At 66.4% G+C, this 17,829-nt stretch carries 18 protein-coding genes; 6 read left to right on the forward strand and 12 right to left on the reverse strand.

The annotated features are described in order from the left end of the window. Positions 1–6: 6 nt before the first annotated feature. The 3 genes from OKW52_RS15425 to mbfA all read left to right on the forward strand — a co-directional run bounded on the left by OKW52_RS15425 (position 7) and on the right by mbfA (position 2,672). Positions 7–816, forward strand: a complete 810-nt coding sequence (locus OKW52_RS15425) for a hypothetical protein (RefSeq protein WP_264506495.1) — start codon at positions 7–9, stop codon at positions 814–816. Then, the gene (locus OKW52_RS15430; RefSeq protein ID WP_264506496.1) at positions 813–1,517 is read left to right on the forward strand and encodes a hypothetical protein; all 705 of its coding nucleotides are present in this window, start codon (positions 813–815) and stop codon (positions 1,515–1,517) included. The genes OKW52_RS15425 and OKW52_RS15430 overlap by 4 nt, the downstream gene beginning before the upstream one ends. A 177-nt stretch (positions 1,518–1,694) precedes the next feature. Then, positions 1,695–2,672 carry an iron exporter MbfA gene (gene mbfA / locus OKW52_RS15435; RefSeq protein WP_264506497.1) on the forward strand — a complete coding sequence of 326 codons (978 nt, stop codon included), beginning with the start codon at positions 1,695–1,697 and terminating at the stop codon, positions 2,670–2,672. Between the two features lie 85 nt (positions 2,673–2,757). Here the strand turns inward: mbfA and OKW52_RS15440 are convergent, their stop codons facing one another. The 7 genes from OKW52_RS15440 to pcaD all read right to left on the reverse strand — a co-directional run bounded on the left by OKW52_RS15440 (position 2,758) and on the right by pcaD (position 10,387). Next, positions 2,758–3,561: an ABC transporter permease subunit gene (locus tag OKW52_RS15440; protein WP_127107581.1), complete on the reverse strand. Its 804-nt coding sequence runs from the start codon at positions 3,559–3,561 to the stop codon at positions 2,758–2,760. After that, complete coding sequence (locus tag OKW52_RS15445) at positions 3,558–4,442, reverse strand: ABC transporter permease subunit (RefSeq protein ID WP_264507721.1); 885 nt, start codon at positions 4,440–4,442, stop codon at positions 3,558–3,560. Before OKW52_RS15445 ends, OKW52_RS15440 begins: the two co-directional genes overlap by 4 nt. A 169-nt stretch (positions 4,443–4,611) precedes the next feature. After that, positions 4,612–5,748, reverse strand: coding sequence for an ABC transporter ATP-binding protein (locus OKW52_RS15450; RefSeq protein WP_264506498.1), 1,137 nt, complete (start codon positions 5,746–5,748; stop codon positions 4,612–4,614). Positions 5,749–5,809: 61 nt separating this feature from the next. Next, on the reverse strand, positions 5,810–6,901 hold the full coding sequence (locus OKW52_RS15455; protein ID WP_264506499.1) for a polyamine ABC transporter substrate-binding protein: 1,092 nt from the start codon (positions 6,899–6,901) through the stop codon (positions 5,810–5,812). Positions 6,902–6,991: 90 nt separating this feature from the next. Continuing rightward, entirely contained in the window at positions 6,992–8,377 is a 1,386-nt protein-coding gene (locus tag OKW52_RS15460; protein ID WP_264506500.1) for an NAD(P)H-dependent oxidoreductase, read from the reverse strand. Further along, the gene (locus tag OKW52_RS15465) at positions 8,374–9,606 is read right to left on the reverse strand and encodes a TCR/Tet family MFS transporter (RefSeq protein ID WP_264506501.1); all 1,233 of its coding nucleotides are present in this window, start codon (positions 9,604–9,606) and stop codon (positions 8,374–8,376) included. The genes OKW52_RS15460 and OKW52_RS15465 overlap by 4 nt, the downstream gene beginning before the upstream one ends. Continuing rightward, positions 9,590–10,387: a 3-oxoadipate enol-lactonase gene (pcaD, locus tag OKW52_RS15470; RefSeq protein WP_264506502.1), complete on the reverse strand. Its 798-nt coding sequence runs from the start codon at positions 10,385–10,387 to the stop codon at positions 9,590–9,592. Before pcaD ends, OKW52_RS15465 begins: the two co-directional genes overlap by 17 nt. A gap of 106 nt (positions 10,388–10,493) precedes the next feature. Here pcaD and OKW52_RS15475 point away from each other — a divergent pair, with 106 nt between their 5' ends. Both OKW52_RS15475 and OKW52_RS15480 read left to right on the forward strand, forming a co-directional pair. Further along, on the forward strand, positions 10,494–11,069 hold the full coding sequence (locus tag OKW52_RS15475; protein WP_264506503.1) for a nitroreductase family protein: 576 nt from the start codon (positions 10,494–10,496) through the stop codon (positions 11,067–11,069). Next, entirely contained in the window at positions 11,066–11,755 is a 690-nt protein-coding gene (locus OKW52_RS15480; RefSeq protein WP_264506504.1) for an EI24 domain-containing protein, read from the forward strand. The genes OKW52_RS15475 and OKW52_RS15480 overlap by 4 nt, the downstream gene beginning before the upstream one ends. Positions 11,756–11,765: 10 nt before the next feature. Here OKW52_RS15480 and OKW52_RS15485 read toward each other — a convergent pair whose 3' ends face one another. Continuing rightward, positions 11,766–12,050 carry a DUF1467 family protein gene (locus OKW52_RS15485; RefSeq protein ID WP_319800476.1) on the reverse strand — a complete coding sequence of 95 codons (285 nt, stop codon included), beginning with the start codon at positions 12,048–12,050 and terminating at the stop codon, positions 11,766–11,768. Continuing rightward, a complete protein-coding gene (gene mce, locus OKW52_RS15490) occupies positions 12,050–12,454 on the reverse strand; it encodes a methylmalonyl-CoA epimerase (RefSeq protein ID WP_264506505.1) in 405 nt (134 codons plus the stop codon). The genes OKW52_RS15485 and mce overlap by 1 nt, the downstream gene beginning before the upstream one ends. Positions 12,455–12,614: 160 nt before the next feature. On the opposite strand from mce, the gene OKW52_RS15495 reads away from it, so the two are divergent. Next, on the forward strand, positions 12,615–13,292 hold the full coding sequence (locus OKW52_RS15495) for a response regulator (protein ID WP_264506506.1): 678 nt from the start codon (positions 12,615–12,617) through the stop codon (positions 13,290–13,292). 306 nt (positions 13,293–13,598) lie between these two features. On the opposite strand, the gene OKW52_RS15500 is transcribed toward OKW52_RS15495, so the two are convergent. From OKW52_RS15500 to OKW52_RS15510, 3 genes are read right to left on the reverse strand one after another with little or no spacing between them, the layout of a single operon-like run. After that, complete coding sequence (locus OKW52_RS15500; protein WP_264506507.1) at positions 13,599–16,145, reverse strand: GcvT family protein; 2,547 nt, start codon at positions 16,143–16,145, stop codon at positions 13,599–13,601. Further along, positions 16,142–16,906, reverse strand: a complete 765-nt coding sequence (locus OKW52_RS15505) for a phosphate/phosphite/phosphonate ABC transporter substrate-binding protein (protein WP_264506508.1) — start codon at positions 16,904–16,906, stop codon at positions 16,142–16,144. The genes OKW52_RS15500 and OKW52_RS15505 overlap by 4 nt, the downstream gene beginning before the upstream one ends. After that, a complete protein-coding gene (locus OKW52_RS15510; RefSeq protein WP_264506509.1) occupies positions 16,903–17,817 on the reverse strand; it encodes a fatty acid desaturase in 915 nt (304 codons plus the stop codon). The genes OKW52_RS15505 and OKW52_RS15510 overlap by 4 nt, the downstream gene beginning before the upstream one ends. Positions 17,818–17,829 lie beyond the last annotated feature (12 nt).

Consider the following 17,829-nt stretch of genomic DNA (forward strand, 5'->3'; position numbering starts at 1 on the left):
GACGGCGTGTCCGCCCGCGCGTCCCCGCGCCTTCTGACCCGTCGGCTGGCGGCGCTGGCGGGCGACCTGCTGATCGCCGGGCTGATCGTCATTGTCCTGATCGCCGCCACGCCGCTTGGTCGTATGGCTGCGCTGCCGCTCCCGCCCGGTCTACTCGGACCGACGACCTGCACGCCGGTGACCGCCGAGACCTTCGCCGACCATGCCGACACGCGCCTGTGGATCGACATCTGGCAGGCAGGCCAGCGCGATCCCGGCGAAAGCCGGTTTTCCCAAGAGACATCGCTCTGTCACGCGCAGATCTTCGGCCTGCTGCCCTATGCGCATTTCAAGCTGACCCACCTGACCCTCCTGGACCTCGACCCGCTGCCGCTCTGGGTCGAGATCCTGCCCGTCGATGCCTCGGGCACAGTGTATCACCCAGCCGACCACACCCTCGCGCTGGTCGCTTGCCTGATGCTGCTTGCGGCCCTGCAGCCCTACGGCAGCCTCGGCAAGCGCCTGCTTGGCCTGCGCGTCACCGGACCACACCGCTTCCGACGCGAAGCGCTGCGCTTGGGCCCGTTCCTGCTCTACGGCCTGCTTTGCGCCCTCGACCCGCTGGTCGTCGCAGGGCTCAGGCCCGACGCGCCACCGTCCGAAAATCCAGCGCTGATCGAAGCCTGGCTCGACACGCATTGGTTCCTCGGCACGCCTTGGCAAAGCGCCGTCGATTGGTCGCTGTTCGCCTATGCCTTGCTGGGTCTGAGCCTGATCGCCGTCCGCCGCCTCGCCCCATGGGACCGCCTCGCCCAAACCACGGTGACCCGCCAATGACCCCGCCCCGCCACCTCGCGCGGCGCCTGCTGGCGCTGGCGGTCGATGCGCTGCTGGCCTCGGCGCTGGCCGTCGTGCTGCTGCTGCCCTTTTCGGACCGAGGCCTGCGGCTGTCGACACCGCTGCTTGCCCTGCGCGGTTTTGACTGCACCGAGGTCGAAACCGCGCCCGACTGGCTGGCGCGGGCGCTGGGCACCGTCCCGCCCTATTCGCTGCGCCATTGCGCCGCCACGCTCTATGGCCTGCCCAACGGCTTTGAGCTACGGATGATTCTCGCCGACACGCGAAACGCCGCGCCGCGCACCACGCGGCGGATCGTGGTGCCGGTCGATGCCGCGATGCAGCCGGTCCCGGCCCGTCTCTGGGTCGACATCTTGCCGCTGGCGCTGCTGGGCCTCGTCTCGGCGCTGCTGACCGCGCGCGGCTGGCGTACGCCGGGCAAGCGTCTGGCCGGGCTGCGGCTGGTGCCCGGCGCCCGTCCCCGGCCCTTCCTGCGCGAGATCCTGCGCCTCGGCCCGCTGCTGGCCCTCGCCTGCGTGCCGCTGATCGCCGGTGACCTCACCGCGCCGGGTCCGGGCGCGGTGATCGCCCTCGCCGCCGCCGGGGCGCTGGGGCTGGTCTGGTATTACCTCTGGCCCTTCGCCGCTTGGCAGGGCCTCTCACGCCATGACCGGCTGGCCAGTTATTCCGTCACCCGGTAGCCTGCGGCGCAAACCCCCGGGACAAAGCTTGCCAAAAGGTTAACGCACGCGCGCAAGCCTTTGAAATCCCACAACCGGCGCCCCTGTCACCGCGTGGGACACGCGGCGACGCAGCCTCTTGCCCCCGTGCCCGCGCCCGCTTAGAGTCATTCCAAACTCCAGATGCGCAGGCCCCCCATGCTCCTCAACTACGGCTCCCGCCGCCGGTTTCGCGATCTTTCCGAACAGGAGATCCTCGCGCTGGCGATCTCGTCCGAGGAAGACGATGCCCGCATCTATCGCACCTATGCCGAGCGCCTGCGCACTGAATACCCGGCCTCGGCTGCGGTGTTCGACGGCATGGCCGAAGAGGAAGACCGCCACCGTCAGCGCCTGATCGCCCTGCACCGCATCCGCTTTGGCGACGTGATCCCCCTGCTTCGCCGCGAGCATGTCGCGGGCTATTACGCGCGCAAGCCGGTCTGGCTGATGGACACCATGTCGCTGGACCAGATCCGCGCCGAGGCCGAAGCGATGGAGCGTCAGGCCCAGCGGTTCTACGAGGCCGCCGCGCAGCGCACCTCGGATGCGGCGACGCGCAAGCTGCTGGGCGACCTCGCCGCCGCCGAAGCCGCGCATGAAGAGGCCGCGCAGGTGCTTGAGGGCCAGTTGCTGGACGGCGAGACGCGCAGTGGCGAGGATGACACCGCCCACCGCCAGTTCATCCTGACCTGGGTGCAGCCGGGGCTGGCCGGGCTGATGGATGGCTCGGTTTCAACCCTGGCGCCGATCTTCGCCACCGCTTTCGCCACGCAGAACACCCACACCACCTTCCTCGTCGGCCTTGCCGCCTCGATCGGGGCGGGGATCTCGATGGGCTTTACCGAGGCTGCCAGCGACGACGGCCAGCTCTCAGGGCGCGGCTCGCCCTACAAGCGCGGCCTTGCCGCCGGGGTGATGACCACGCTGGGCGGGCTGGGGCACGCCCTGCCCTATCTGATCCCGCATTTCTGGACCGCCACGGTGATCGCGATGGTCGTCGTGTTCGTCGAGCTTTGGGTCATCGCCTGGATCCAAAACCGCTATATGGAAACCCCCTTCGTGCGCGCCGCACTGCAGGTGGTTCTCGGGGGCGCGCTGGTCTTTGCCGCTGGCGCAATCATCGGCGGCGGCTGACCGCGCCACACCATCTGTCTGAAAATATCCTCGGGGGTGAATTTGGCGTCAGCCAAAGAGGGGGCTGACAGCCCCCTTCTTCCTTTTACCGCGCCGTCTTGGACTGGCGCATCAGCAACACACCCGCGATGGTCACCGCCACCGCCACGATCACGATGATGATCGTCGCCAGCGCGTTCACATCCGGGCTGACCCCCAGCCGCACCTTCGAGAAGATCACCATCGGCAGGGTCGAGGCGCCGGGGCCGGACACAAAGCTTGCCACCACCAGATCGTCCAGCGACAGCGTGAAGGCCAGCAACCAGCCCGAGATCAGCGCCGGGGTGATCACCGGCAGGGTGATGTCAAAGAACACCCGCACCGGCCCTGCCCCCAGATCGCGGGCCGCTTCCTCAAGGCTCTCGTCCATATCGCGCAGCCGGGACTGGGCGATCACCGCGACATAGGCCGCGCAGAACGTGGCATGGGCGATGACCACCGTGGTCAGCCCGCGCCCGGCGGGCCAGCCCAGCAGCATTTCCATCGACACAAACAGCAAGAGAAGCGACAGGCCGGTGATCACCTCGGGCATCACCAGCGGTGCGGTGATCATCCCGGTCATCAACAGCTTGCCCCGGAACTTGCCGAACCGGGTCAGCACGAAAGCCGCCAGCGTACCGATCACCGTGGCCAGCGTCGCCGCGATGGTGGCCACCTTCAGGCTGATCCACGCCGCGGCCAGCATCTGCCCGTCGTTGAGCAACTCGCCGTACCAGCGCGTCGAGAAGCCGCCCCAGACCGTCACCAACCGGCTCTCGTTGAACGAGAAGACGATCAGCGACACGATTGGCGCATAGAGAAAGCCAAAGCCCAGCGTTGCCACAATCGGCAGGAACCATCCGCGTTTCATGCGTTTTTCTCCTGCCGGTTCTGCACCGCTTGCAGCCACATGATCGGCACCACTACCAGAATCAGCATGACAATCGCCACCGCAGAGGCCACGGGCCAGTCGCGCGACGAGAAGAACTCGTCCCACAGCACCCGCCCGATCATCAGCGTATCGGGTCCGCCCAGCAGCGTCGGGATGACGTATTCGCCAATCGCCGGGATGAACACCAGCATCGAGCCCGCGATGATCCCCGGCAGCGACAGCGGCAGGGTCACGGTCAGGAAGGTCACCGTCGGCGTGGCCCCCAGATCGCTGGCGGCTTCCAGCAGCGCGTCGTCCAGCTTCACCAGCGTCGCATAGAGCGGCAGGATCATGAACGGCAGGTAGGTGTAGACGATGCCGATATAGACCGCGAAATCGGTCTGCATCATCACCAAGGGCTCGTCGATCACGCCCAGCCAGCTGAGGATGTTGTTGATCACCCCATCGCGGCGCAAGAACCCGATCCACGCATAGACGCGCAGCAAGAACGAGGTCCAGAACGGCAGGATCACCATCAACAGCAGGATCGAGCGGCGCGGCTCGGGCGAGCGGGCGATGTAATAGGCGATGGGATAGCCCAGCAGCAGCGCCAGCACGGTCGAGATCGCCGCGATCTTGATCGACGACAGATAGGCGCTGACGTAGAGCGAATCGCTGAGCAGGAACAAATAGTTGTCAAAGCTGGCGATGATCTCCAGCGTACCATCGGGCGCGCGTTCCCACAGCGCGGTATAGGGCGGAATGGCAATCGCCACCTCGGACAGCGAGATCCGGCCCAGCACGAAAAAGGGCACCAGAAAGAAGGTGATGAACCAGACCAGCGGGATGGCGATGACCATCCAGCGGTCGGACCAGCCCATGAAGCGCGTGAAAGCCAGACAGGCGAGCGCCACGGCGACGAGGCTGGTGAGCAGCACGGCGATATTGACCGGCAGCGCCAGCCAGCCGATCAGCGCCACGACGACAAGCCCCGCCAGCCCCATGAGCACCGGGCGCAGCCAGCTGGCCTGCGGGGGGCGTCCAGAGCGCTCATTCGGTCAGCACCCGGATATCGGCGGGCTCGAAGCTGACGGTGACCTGTTCGTCCCAGCTGATCGGGTTCTCGCGGCGGCCCTCATTGGCCTGCGTCACGCGCACCAGCCGGCCATTGGCCAGCCGCACGACGTAAGACGACATATGCCCGACATAGCCCATATCGCGCACCACGCCGGGGACCGAGTTGATCGCCTCGGGCGGGCGCGTCCGCGTCAGCCAGGCGCGTTCGGGGCGGATCGCCAGCCAGACGGTCTGGCCCTGCGTCAGACCCGGCACCGGCAGCACGTTGAGTGGGCCCAGATCTTCGGTCTCGACCCGCATGAAGTCGGGGGCGGCGGGGCCGACCTTGCCTTCGAACAGGTTCACCGAGCCAATGAAATCAGCGACAAACCGCGACCGCGGGGTCTCGTAAATGTCACGCGGTTCGCCGATCTGGGTGATGATGCCCTCGCTCATCACACCGATGCGGGTGGCGAGTGTCATCGCCTCGTCCTGATCATGGGTGACGACGATAAAGGTCACGCCCAGCGTTTCCTGAATGTTGATCAGTTCAAACTGCGTCTCTTCGCGCAGCTTCTTGTCCAGCGCGCCCAAGGGCTCGTCCAGCAGCAAGAGCTTGGGCTGCTTGATCAGTGCGCGGGCCAGTGCGACGCGCTGCCGCTGGCCGCCCGACAGCTGGTGCGGCTTGCGGCGGCCATAGGCCTCCAGCTTGACCAGCTTGAGCATCTCGGCAACGCGGGCATAGGCCTCGGCCTTGGATTTACCTTCGCGCAGAAGGCCATAGGCCACGTTCTTTTCCACGCTCATATGCGGGAACAGCGCGTAGGACTGGAACATCATGTTGGTGGGCCGCTTGTCTGCCGGCACGCGCGCCATGTCCTGACCGTCGATCAGGATCTTGCCCGCCGTCGGCGTCTCGAACCCGGCGAGCATGCGCAGCAGGGTGGACTTGCCACAGCCAGACCCACCCAGCAGGCAGAACAGCTCGCCCTGATAGATGTCCAGACTGACATCGTTCACAGCGGTGAAATCGCCAAAGCGTTTGGTAATATTCTGGATGGAAATAAAGGGCTTGGCAGCTGGATTGGTCCAGGGCCGGGTATTCGCTGCAATCGCGGGATTGCTGGTCATCGCGTCGCCTCCACCAAAAGGGAAACCCCGCCCGCACCTGGGTGCGGACGGGGTGCAGGGCTTATTGGCCGGTGCGCAGCCGCGTCCACAGACGCGAGATCAGCCGGTCAGTGCGCGCGTTATGCGGTTGCAGGGTCCAGAAATTGGCCTGCGCAGCCGCCGAGGGATAGATCGACGGGTTGTCGAGCACTTCGGCGTCGATCATCGGCGTCGAGGCCGCGTTGGCGTTGGGGTATTGCACATAGTTGGTGTTGGCGGCAGCGACTTCGGCGTCCATCATGTAATTGATGAAGGCATGCGCGGCTTCGGGGTGCGGCGCATCGGCGGGGATCGCCATCATGTCGAACCACAGGTTCGCGCCCTCATCGGGAATGGCGTAGCCGATTTCGATGCCATTGCCCGCTTCTTCGGCGCGTGCCGCGGCCTGCAGAATGTCGCCCGACCAGCCAACTGCAACGCAGATCTCACCGTTGGCAAGATCCGAGATATACTGCGACGAGTGGAAATAGCGCAGGCTCGGGCGGACGGTTTCCAGCATCGCCACCGCGGCTTCCAGATCGGCGGGATCGGTGCTCAGCGGGTCGAGGCCCAGATAGCGCAGCGCGGGCGGCAGGATTTCGGTGTGGTCATCAAGGAACGCGATGCCGCAATCGGCCAGTTTCGAGGCGGTCTCGGGATCAAAGACCATCGACCAGCTGTTGACCTCGAAATCATCGCCCAGACGCTCACGCACTGCCGCGAGGTTATAGCCGATGCCCGTGGTGCCCCACAGATAGACCACCGCATGCGCGTTTTCGGGATCGAACGCGGCGGACAACTCCATCAGATGCGGGTCCATGTTGGCCAGATTCGGCAGCAGCTCGCGGTTCAGCGGCTGATAGACGCCCGCTGCGATCTGACGCTGCAGGTAGTTGCCGGTCGGCACCACGACATCGAAGCCCGACGAGCCGGCCAGCATGCGCGCTTCCAGCGTGTCGTTCGAATCATAGACGTCATAGTTGACCTGAATGCCGGTCGCGGCGGTGAAGCCTGCCAGCGTCTCTTCGGCGATATAGTCGGACCAGTTGTAGACGTTCACAACCTCTTGCGCCTGGGCAATGCCAACGTTCGCAGTCAGGGCGACCACAGCGGTCGTCGTCAGAAGTTTGGTCATCCGTTTACTCTCTGTTGGGCCCCTTGCGGGGGAGCGGGGTGTGGACTCTGAAGGTCCCTGCCAAAACACTGCGAAAATGTGATCAAAAGCTCAAGTACGGATTTTCAAACAGGCACTTCTTTGCGGCCCGAACCGGCCGCTACGCAAGCGCCACCCCGTGCAGCCTAGACAGCCCCCGACGCCGCGACAAGCATCTCGCGCCGCAGGCGTACGCCGGTCAGGGATCTCGTCCAGTTCCACGTCGTCCATGCTCAAAATCTGGCCGATTGGAATATCCCGGCGCAGGCGTACTTTATGCGCCAGCCCGATGGGCAGCAGCGCCTGCCGGGCTGAATGGCTGGCCGGACAGGCCTTGCCCCAGACGGTATAGCCGCCCTCGCCATCCAGCATCTCACCGGCCTTGAGGTCTTTCTTGGCCACCGCCACCGCGTCCCCGCGCCATGCCCGCGTGGCCCCGGTCGGCTCGCCGCGCAGCGCAGCCGACAGAACGCTGACCGACAGCTCCATCCCGATCAGGTGGAAGGGCTTGTACATCGCCGCGTAGTGCCCGGTCGCGTCGGTCGGCAGCCCGTATTGCCTGAAACACGCCGCCGCATAGTCGTTCTGCGCCTTGAGGATCACGTAGACACCCCAGCGCAGATCGCGGAACACCGGCCGCCCGTCGCGCTCCAGCGACGAGACCACTTCGACCACCCCCTCGCCGTCCAGCTGCCCGCCGACCGAACGGGGCCGCAGCACCTGCGCTAGATCATCAACACCACAGGGCGGGAACTGCAGGCCCGAGGCCGGGACATCCAGCCCGCAGGCATTGGCGATCGCTGACATCTCGATGGCGGATTTGGTGCCATCGAGAAAAGAGTTGAACATCTGCGGGTTCATCCCGGCGGCGGCGGCTTCCTCGGACGTCAGGCCATAGTGCGGCCAGACGCCATCCGGAGTGACGTGGTGATACGCGGGCAGGTATTTCGTCCCCTTCCCCGCCGCCGCCACGCTGAACCCGGCGGCGCGCGCCCAATCGACCATCTCGGCCACCAGCGCGGGCTGATCGCCGTAGGCCATGGAATAGACCAATCCGGCTGCGCGCGCCTGTGCGGCCAGCACGGGACCGGCCAGCACGTCGGCCTCGACATTCACCATCACCACATGCTGCCCGGCATCCAGCGCGGCGCGGGCGTGATTAAGCCCGGCCTCGGGCGCGCCGGTGGCTTCGATCACCACCTCGGCCCCGCTTTGCGCCACGGCCAGCCCGTCCTCGACGAACACTGTCGCGGCGATACGCTCCTGCGTCCAGCCCACCGCGCGGCAGGCGGCGCGGGCGCGGTCGGGGTCCAGATCCGCGATATGGGTGACCTGCAGCCCCGCGATATGCGGCACCTGCGCCAGAAACATCGAGCCGAACTTGCCCGCGCCGATCAGCGCGGTGCGGACAGGCCGGCCCGCGTCGGCGCGCGCAAGGGCGAGAGAGGACAGGTTCATACCGGGCTCCGTTCTTGGGCAGGGCGCAGCAGGAGCAGCGCCATCAGGCTCAAGGCTGCGGGTATGATGAACACCATGCCCGGCAGGTCAAGGATTGCCTGATCCCCGCTGAAGCGGGCAAAGACCTGCGTATAGACCAGCGGTGCCCCGATCATGCCAATGGCGTGCAACGAAGCCAGCGCGCCTTGCAATTCGCCCTGCTGGTTGGCCGCAACCCGGTCCGACATCTCGGCCCGCAGCGCGGGCGACACCAGCCCGGACAGCGACGACAGCGGGATCAACATCATCGCCACGGTGCCACTGTCGATCACCGCCAGCGCGCTGAACGACACCAGCGCGGCCAGGGCACCGACAAGCATTGCGCCCCTGCGGCCCAGCGACCTGATGGCAACGCGGATCAGCACGCCCTGCACCAGCACCATGCCCAGCCCGTACAGCGCCAGAGACCCGCCGACCTGACTGGGTGTCCAGCCAAAGCGCGCGATGGCGAAATAGGTCCAGATGACGGGATAGACGATGAAGGCGAATTCGAAGGCGGCGTAGATCGTCAGAAAGCGCCCCAGCCCGGGCAGTTTGCCGATGGATTTGAACGCGCCGAACGGGTTGGCCCGGCGCCACGAAAAGCTGCGACGGTTGGTCGGCGTCAGGGATTCGCGCATCACAAGTGCCCCAAAGCCAAGGTTCAGCGCGGCGACGACAGCAGCGGCATAGAACGGCGCGCGGGTGCCGAATTCCGCCAGCATCCCGCCAAGCGCCGGTCCCATGATGAAGCCCGCGCCAAAGGCCGCGCCGATCAGCCCGAAGCGCTGCGCCTTCTGCTCAGGCGTCGAGATATCGGCGATATAGGCCGTCGCCGTGCCATAGGTGGCCGAGGTCACGCCATTGATCAGCCGGGCCAGAAACACCAGCCAGATGGTCCCGGCCAGCGCCAGCACCAGATAGTCCGCCGACAGCACGGCCAGTGACAGCAGGAGCACCGGCTTGCGGCCGAAACGGTCGCTCAGATTGCCGATCATCGGGCCGCACAGCACCTGCATCACGGCGAACCCGCCGGTAAGCACCCCGCCCCAGAGCGCAGCATGGGCCAGATCCTCGCCGGTTACCTCACGCAGCAGATCCGGCATCACCGGCATGATCAGGCCAAAGCCGATGGCATCCAGCGCCAGCGTGATCAGAATGAACAGAACCGGCAGGGTCTGGCGCGCGGCGCGCTCAGGCTGGGCGGACATGCCCGGTCTCGTGCAGGAACTGGGTGAGAGTTTCGGCATAGGCCTGCGGCTGGTCCACACAGGGCAGATGTCCCGCGCCCCGGATCAGCGCAAAACGCGAGCCGGGCACCAGATCGGCGGTTTCGCGCACCAGATCGGGCGGGGTCGAGCCATCCTCAGAACCCGAAATCGCCAGAAGCGGCAGGCGCAGGCCCGAGGTCGGCGTGTAAAAATCCGTCCCCGCAATCGCCGCCGCACAGCCACAATAGCCTTCGACCGGTGTGCTGACGAGCCGCTCGCGGCAGGCCAGCGCCTGCGGCGTCTGGCGGAAACTGCGGGCGAACCAGCGCTCCAGCGTGGCGTCGGCGATGCTGTCCAGACCCTCGGCCTTGATCGCTTCGATCCGTTGCTGCCACATCCCGGCCGTGCCGATCTTGGCGGCGGTGTTCGACAGCACCACCGCACGCACCAGATCCAGCCGCTTGACCGCCAGCCCCTGCGCGATCAGCCCGCCAATGGACAGCCCGACCACCAGCGCATCGCGCATGCCGACATGGTCCATCATCCGCTCGGCATCGCGCACCAGCGCGCCCATGGAATAGGGCGCGGGCGGCACGCTCGACTCGCCATGGCCGCGCAGCGAATAGCGCAGGATCAGCAGGCCCGGCGGCAACAGGGGCACCAGCGCATCCCACAGCCGCAGGTCGGTTCCCAGCGCGTGGATCAGCACCACAGGCGCGCCTTTGGGGTCGCCATCCAGTCGGTAGTTCAGGCGCACATCGCCCAGATCGGCCATCACCATACGGCACCCTCCCTGTTCCCCGCCACCATCCCCAGTTTCGCCACGCTCGGCAAGCGGCCTTGAACTTGCGGGCGTTAGTTGCGATCTGAGAGCCCGGAGGTGCCTTATGAGCCAAACGAACCCCGTGATGGAATTTCTGCTGACGCGCCGGTCGCGCCCGGCAGCCGCGCTCAAGGCCCCCGCGCCTGAGGGCGCTGAGCTTGATCTGCTGCTGACCGCCGCCTCGCGCGTGCCCGATCACGGGGCGCTGGTGCCGTGGCGGTTCCTGATCCTTGAGAACGCGGCGCGCCTGCGCCTTGCCGGACTGATCCGCGAACGCGGGCCGGAACTGGGCATTGACCCCGCCAAGATCGAGAAATCCGCCAAAAGCTGGGAAAACGCGCCGCTGATCGTGGGCGTCGTGTCCGCGCCGGTGCCGTCGGAGAAAGCGCCAGAGCTGGAGCAAGTGCTGACCGCCGGGGCAGTGTGCACCTCGCTGGTCAATGCCGCGCTGTCGTCGGGCTGGGGGGCGGCGTGGATCACCGGCTGGGCGGCGTTCGACCGGGTGTTCATGGAACAAGGCCTTGGCCTGCAAGCGCAGGAAAAGATTGCCGGGTTTGTGCATCTGGGCAGCTGCGAGACCCCGCCCTCCGAGCGGGCGCGCCCGGATCTGTCGGCCCTCATCACCCGGGTTGTGCAATGATCTTTACCGCTTTTTACCGGGCGCTGACGCAAATGGCCGACCCGCGGTTTCGGCGGGTGATCTGGTTCGGGCTGGCTCTGGCGGTGGCGTTGCTGTTTGCGATGTACGCCGCGGTGCTGATGGTGGTGCAGGTCTTCACCCCCGACGCGATTACCCTGCCCTGGGTCGGCGAGGTCACCGGGCTTTCAACCCTGCTCTCGTTCGGGTCGATTGCGGTGATGCTGGTGCTGTCGGTGTTCCTGATGGTGCCCGTCGCCTCGGCGTTTACCGGGCTTTTTCTGGACGACGCCGCCGACGCGGTCGAGGACCGCTATTACCCCAACCTGCCCGACACGCCGCGCACCCCCTTCTGGCCCGCCCTTCTGGACAGCCTGCGGTATTTCTGGCTGCTGGTCGTGCTGAACCTGCTGGGGCTGGTCGTGGTGATCTTCAGCGCCGGACTGGGGATGGTCGTGCTCTGGGCGATCAACGGCTATCTGTTGTCGCGCGAATATTTCGTGATGGTCGCCCTGCGCCGCATGCCGCCTGAAGACGCGCATGCCATGCGGCGGGCAAATGTCATCCGTCTGTGGATCGCGGGGGTGCTGATGGCGATCCCGCTCAGCATCCCGCTGGTCAATCTGCTGGTGCCGGTGGTCGGCGCGGCGGTGTTTACGCATCTCTTTCACCGCATCGCGCTGCGGTGAAAGCGACGCCTCAGGGGGCGCCGTAAACCATCCGGTGAGTCAGGTCATCCAGCGCCTGCACCGTGACGAAACCCGAGATGATCACATAGGCCAGAACCGCCCAGATGCAGACGGCGGCGATGGTCGTGGTGATCATCTTGCGCTTGAGGTTCAGGTTTGCCGGGGCGGATTCAGGCGTGCCGGCGACCACCTGCCCAACGTCGCCCTGCGTTTTCAGGCGCAGCGGCAGCACGACCAGCAAGGTCAGGAACCACACAAAGGCAAAGAGCACGAAGCCGGAAACGGGGTTCATCATCAGACTTGCTCCAGTTCGACCAGACAGCCGTTGAAATCCTTGGGGTGCAAGAAGAGCACCGGCTTGCCATGCGCCCCGATGCGCGGCGCGCCCGAGCCCAGAACCCGCGCGCCCTTGGCCAGCAACTGATCGCGGGCGGCAAGGATATCGTCGACCTCGTAGCAGATATGGTGAATGCCGCCGGCCGGGTTCTTGTCCAGAAAGCCCTGAATCGGGCTGACGTCGCCCAGCGGATACAAAAGTTCGATCTTGGTGTTGGGCAGCGTGATGAAGACCACCGTCACGCCGTGATCGGGTTCATCCTGCGGCGCGCCGACGCCTGCGCCCAGCGTGTCGCGGTATTGGGCGGCAGCGGCCTGCAGGTCGGGCACTGCGATGGCGACGTGATTCAGGCGTCCGATCATGACGATCCTCCTTGGAGTGTTGGGGGCATTCCATAGACCAGAGCGCGCAGAAAGCAAGCGACGCAAGGCCGCAGGGGATTAACCGCGCCTTAGTCTTCCTGCGCCATAGTCGGGAGGTGAATGAGGGAGACGCCGATGCCCAACCCTGTCGAGCCTGACTTTGCCACCCGACCGTCTGACCCGGTTGTCCACGGATCTCGCCTTGCCGCCGCGCACGCTGTTGCTGGTCGAAGACAGCCGTTTCGCCGCCGAAGCCGTCCGCCTGATCTGCCGACGCGCCGGGATCCGGCTCAGGCGGGCCGAATCGCTGGCCGCCGCGCGGTTGCATTTGCGCGTGTACCGGCCCGACATCGTGCTGGTCGATCTGGGACTGCCGGACGGGTCGGGACTGGATCTGATCGCCGGACTGGGGGCCGCCGGGCCGCGCCCGCGGCGCCTGATCGCGGTCAGTGGCGATGCGACACTGGAAGGCGCGGCGCGGGCGGCGGGGGCGGATGCGTTCCTGCTCAAGCCGGTCACGCTGACACAGCATCTGGCGCTGATGACCGGCGACGCCGCCTTGTGCCCGGCACCGGTTGAGGATTGGGAGCCACGCAACCGCAACGCCGGGGCCGACCCCCTGGCGCTGCGCGATGATCTGCGTCTGGTCCATGATCTGCTGAACGGGACGGGCGCGCCGGAACGGTTGCACTATGCCGGGCAATTTCTGGCCTCGGTGGGTCACGCCCTGCACGACAGGTCGCTCGCCACTGCCGCCGAAGCCGCCACCCGCGCCGGGGATCACCGCTCGCTGATGGCGCTCGCGCAGGCAAAAACGGCGCAGGTGCCAATGATCTGAGCGGGCACAGGGGCGGGCTCAGGCGGGGTATCACCCTTGGCCGAGACGGCTGACGCCGCCTAGCCCGCGCGCGACCCGGCGCGCCGCTGGCGCGGCGCGCAAGAAAGGGGGCTTTCCGCCCCCTCTTCGGCTAAAGCCGAATTCACCCCCCGAGGATATTTGAAGAGCAAAGAAAGCGCGGTTAACCAAACGTTAACGCCCCTCTTTGCTCTCTAAATATCCCGGGGGCGGGCCGGAACGGCCCGGCGGGGGCAGCGCCCCCGAGCGGCGCGAGCCCCCTCGATGGGGGCGAGCGCCGCCCCTGCCCTACATCCGCATCCGCGATCCGCTCGGGTCAAACGGTGGCTCCAGCGCGATTACAGCCGGGCGGCGTTCGCCCATGATCTCGACCTCGAACATGCCCGCGCTGCCATCGTCAGCCAGTGCCGCCGGGACATAGCCCTGCGCCATGGATTTCTCGACGTAATGCGCATAGCCGCCCGAGGTGACCCAGCCGACCACCCGCCAGTCGCCATCGCGCGACGGGTCGGGGTTGGGCATCGCCGTGCCTGACGCATCAAAGCGCGGCGCGCCGTAGCCATGGGGCGCGCTGATCGTGCCGTAATCCGTATCCCCGACACGCGCCCAGATCGGCTCGTCGCCCAGCACATCCGCCGTGCCCGCGTCGATGACCAGCGAGATGCGGCGCAGCTTGGGGCCTTCGTCGCGCTCTTTCACCGCCGCCGCGCGCCCGATGAAATCGGGTTTCTGCAGCTTCACGAAACGGTCCATTGCCCCCTCGAACGGCCCGTAGATCGGGCGCAGCTCAGCGAACCAGGTGGGGAAGTTCTTTTCCAGCCGCATCGACAACAGCGCGCGCATGCCGAAATCGACGATGCCGAATTCGGCCCCTGCCGCCTTGATCGCCAGATACACGCGCCGCTGGGCCGCCGGTTTCATCCAGATCTCGTAGCCCAGATCGCCGGAATAGGTGATCCGGTTGACCATGCAGGGCGCGCCCGCGACGTCCAGCTCGCGGAAGTCCATGAAGCGGAAGCCCTCGGCCGAGACATCCTCATCGACCAGCTGCGTGAGCACGTCGCGGGCTTTCGGCCCGCAGACCGACAGGCCGACCAGATCCATGTGGAAGCGTTTCACCGCGACCGAGCCGTCAGCGGGCAGATGCTGTTCAAACCAGCGCATGTGATACTTGGACGCCCCCAACGAGCCCCAGATCACGAAACGCCCCTCGGCGGCCTTGGCGATGGTGAAATCGCCGATCAGCTTGCCGTTGTCATTGAGCATCGGTGTCAGCACCAGACGCCCCACCTTGGGCATGGTGTTGGTCATCAGGTGATCGAGCCAGGCCTCGGCCCCCGCCCCTGTCACCTCATACTTGGCGAAATTGGCGATCTCGGTCACGCCGACGCTCTCGCGCGTGGCTTTCACCTCGCGCGCGATATGGGCGAAGTCGTTCGAGCGGTGGAAGCTGGGCACATCTTGCGCCTCGGCCGCCGACGGGGCGAACCACAGCGGCGTTTCCAGCCCCCAGCTGTCGCCCATCACCGCGTTCTGCGCGACCATCAGGTCATAAAGCGGCGTGGTTTCGGCCGGGCGGGCGGCGGGCAGTTCCTCGTTCGGGAAGCGGATCGAGAAGCGGCGCGAATAGTTTTCGCGCACCTTGGCATTGGTGTAGCGCAGCGTCGCCCATTCGCCGTAGCGCGACACGTCCATGCCGAACACATCGTGACCGGGATCACCCTGCGTCATCCAGTTGGCCAGCACGAGGCCGACACCGCCGCCCTGTGAAAAGCCCGCCATCACCGCGCAGGCGGACCAGTAGTTCGTCAGCCCCTGCACCGGTCCGACCAGCGGGTTGCCATCCGGGGCGAAGGTGAACGGCCCGTTGATGATCTGCTTGATGCCCGCCTGCTCGACCGCCGGGAAGTGACGGAAACCAACCTCGAGCGAGGGCGCGATGCGGTCCAGATCGGGGGCAAGCAATTCGTGCCCGAAATCCCAGGGCGTGTTGACCGGCGACCACGGTTTGCAGGCTTTCTCATAGGTGCCCAGCAGGATGCCTTGGCGTTCCTGGCGGGTATAAATCTCGCCCTTGAAGTCGATGACGCCGACCAGTTCACGACCCGTCGACTGGTTGAACTCGATCACCTCGGGCATGGCGTCGGTGAGCAGATACATATGCTCCATCGCCAGCACCGGCAGTTCCAGTCCGACCATGCGCCCGACTTCGCGCGCCCAGAGACCGCCGGCGTTCACCACATGCTCGCACCGGATGGTGCCGTTGACGGTGTGCAGGGTCCACATGCCATCGGGGTCTTGGGTGATGTCCTTGACCGGGTTGCGCAATTCGATCTCGGCGCCCAGCACTTTGGCTGCCTTGGCATAGGCGTGGGTGGTGCCGGACGGATCAAGGTGGCCCTCGACCGGGTCCCACAACGCGCCGACGAACTGCGTCTCGTCCATCAGCGGGAACATCGCCTTGGCCTCGGACGGGGTGATCAGCTCGGTCTCCATCCCCAGCGCGCGGCCGCGCGCATGGGTCATGCGCAGGAAGTTCATGCGCTCGGGGCTGTCGGCCATCATCACCCCGCCGGTCAGGTGCAGCCCGCAGGACTGGCCGCTGATGCGCTCGAGCTCCTCGTACAGCGACACCGTATAGGCCTGCAGCCGCGCCACATTGGGGTCGCCGTTCAGCGTATGAAATCCGCCCGCCGCGTGCCAGCTGGACCCCGAGGTCAGTTCCGAGCGCTCGATCAGCAGCACGTCCTTCCAGCCGGCCTTGGCCAGATGGAACAGCACCGAGCAGCCGACGACGCCGCCCCCGATCACTACGGCCCGATAGGTTCGCGTCATGCGTCTCTCCCTGCGGCTACCGGGTGGCAGCCCATGCTGAATAGGTGTTGTCTCAGAATGTCCGCCGTCTGCGGATCGGTCGCGCGGCTGGTGACATAGGGCAGGCCCGGGCGCTCGGCCGTCCAGCCGACGACGCGCAGACCGATCGCGTTCACCTCGACCCGCCGCGCCAGATCCCATGAGCGGCAATCGACAGCGGCAACATCGGCGCGGCCCTGTGCCACGGCGATGACCGAGCCGCGATGGCCGCCGGTGTCGAGGACATCCTCGGCCAGCACCAGCGGGTCCGCGCCCAGATCGGCCTCGAGCGCCAGATAGCCCGACAGCGACTCGCGCCCGTTGAGGCCAAAGCGTTGCCCGTCGAGCAGGCCATCGGGCAGCTCGGCATCGGGATGGTCGGGCACGGGCACATCGGCGGTCAGGCCAAGGTCCAGCGCCGTCTCGGCCCGCGCGATCACGGCTGAACGGTAGAACGGCCCGCGTCCCCCCAGAAATGCGGAATAATCCGGCTGCGCCAGTGGCAGCAGATGCGCGATCAGCCCCAGACCCAGCGGCCCCCAGCAGGTCTGGCTGAACACCAGCGCCGGGTCGCGCCAATAGGCGTCGATCGCGCCCCAGTCGGGTGCAGTGATCTCGTCGGGCAACGCAAGGCCGCGCGCACGCGCGCCGTCGCGGATCTGTGCCCAAAGGCCAAGGGTCTCATCGCGAACCTCGGGCCAGTCGTACATTGGCAGGCTGGCGAGCAGGGTCGTCCCGGTCATACCTGCCCCGGCTCGCGGCGCAGCGTGGGATGGGCGACGGGCTCTTTCGCCGTCAGACCCCAGCGACGCCAGAGCGCCAGATAATTGGGAAACACATAGCCTCCGTTGAGCTGCTGCCATTCCTCGCGCCGCTCGGCGTAGAGCCGGGGCAAGGCGTACCACGGGGCCGAGGGCAGTTTATGGTGCACGATATGCAGGTTGTTGTGCAAGTAGAGCCAGGCGAGCGGCGAGCGCTCGACAATGATCGTGCGACCCTCGGGGGTTTCGTGCCAGCGGTGCTCGGCAAAGCTGCGCAGGGCGATCAGCCCCAGACCGGGCCAGCAGACGGCGACGACATAGAGCCAAAGGGGTACGCCCATCGCCCAGACCAGCGCGAGGATCAGCGCGGCGGCAGGCAGATGGATCGCCCAGGCCAGCCGTACGCCATGGGCATCGGCGCGGATCTGGCGCAGCTCATCGGCGTAGAAGCCAACAGCGACAAGCCACGGCCCCAGCGTGACACGGCCCAACAGGGTGTTGTTCAGCCGCAGCAGGTATTGCAGCCAGCCGGGCAAGGCATCGAATTGCCAATGTGCGCGGTAATAGGTCTCGGGGTCGTCGAAAGGATCGGTCAGCCGCGTGTCGTGGTGGTGCGCCAGATGCGAGGCCTTGTAGCGCCGGTACGGATAGGCCAGCGAGAGCGGCAGCGTGACCAGCGCCTCGTTGACCAGGCGTTTGCGGGTGGGATGGCCGTGCAGGCATTCGTGCACCAGCGACGAATGCAGCGCCGCGCCAAGCGCCATCAGGGCCAGCGCGAGGATGGGCACCAAGGGCCAAAGCCAGAACCCGGCAAGCAGCCAGCCGCCATAACACAGGGCGATTAACCCTAAAGTGGGCCATTCCAGACGCATCACGACTCTCATTGTGGACATGGACAGGAGTGT

Origin of the sequence: Pararhodobacter zhoushanensis (assembly GCF_025949695.1) — a bacterium.
GTDB lineage: Bacteria > Pseudomonadota > Alphaproteobacteria > Rhodobacterales > Rhodobacteraceae > Pararhodobacter > Pararhodobacter zhoushanensis_A.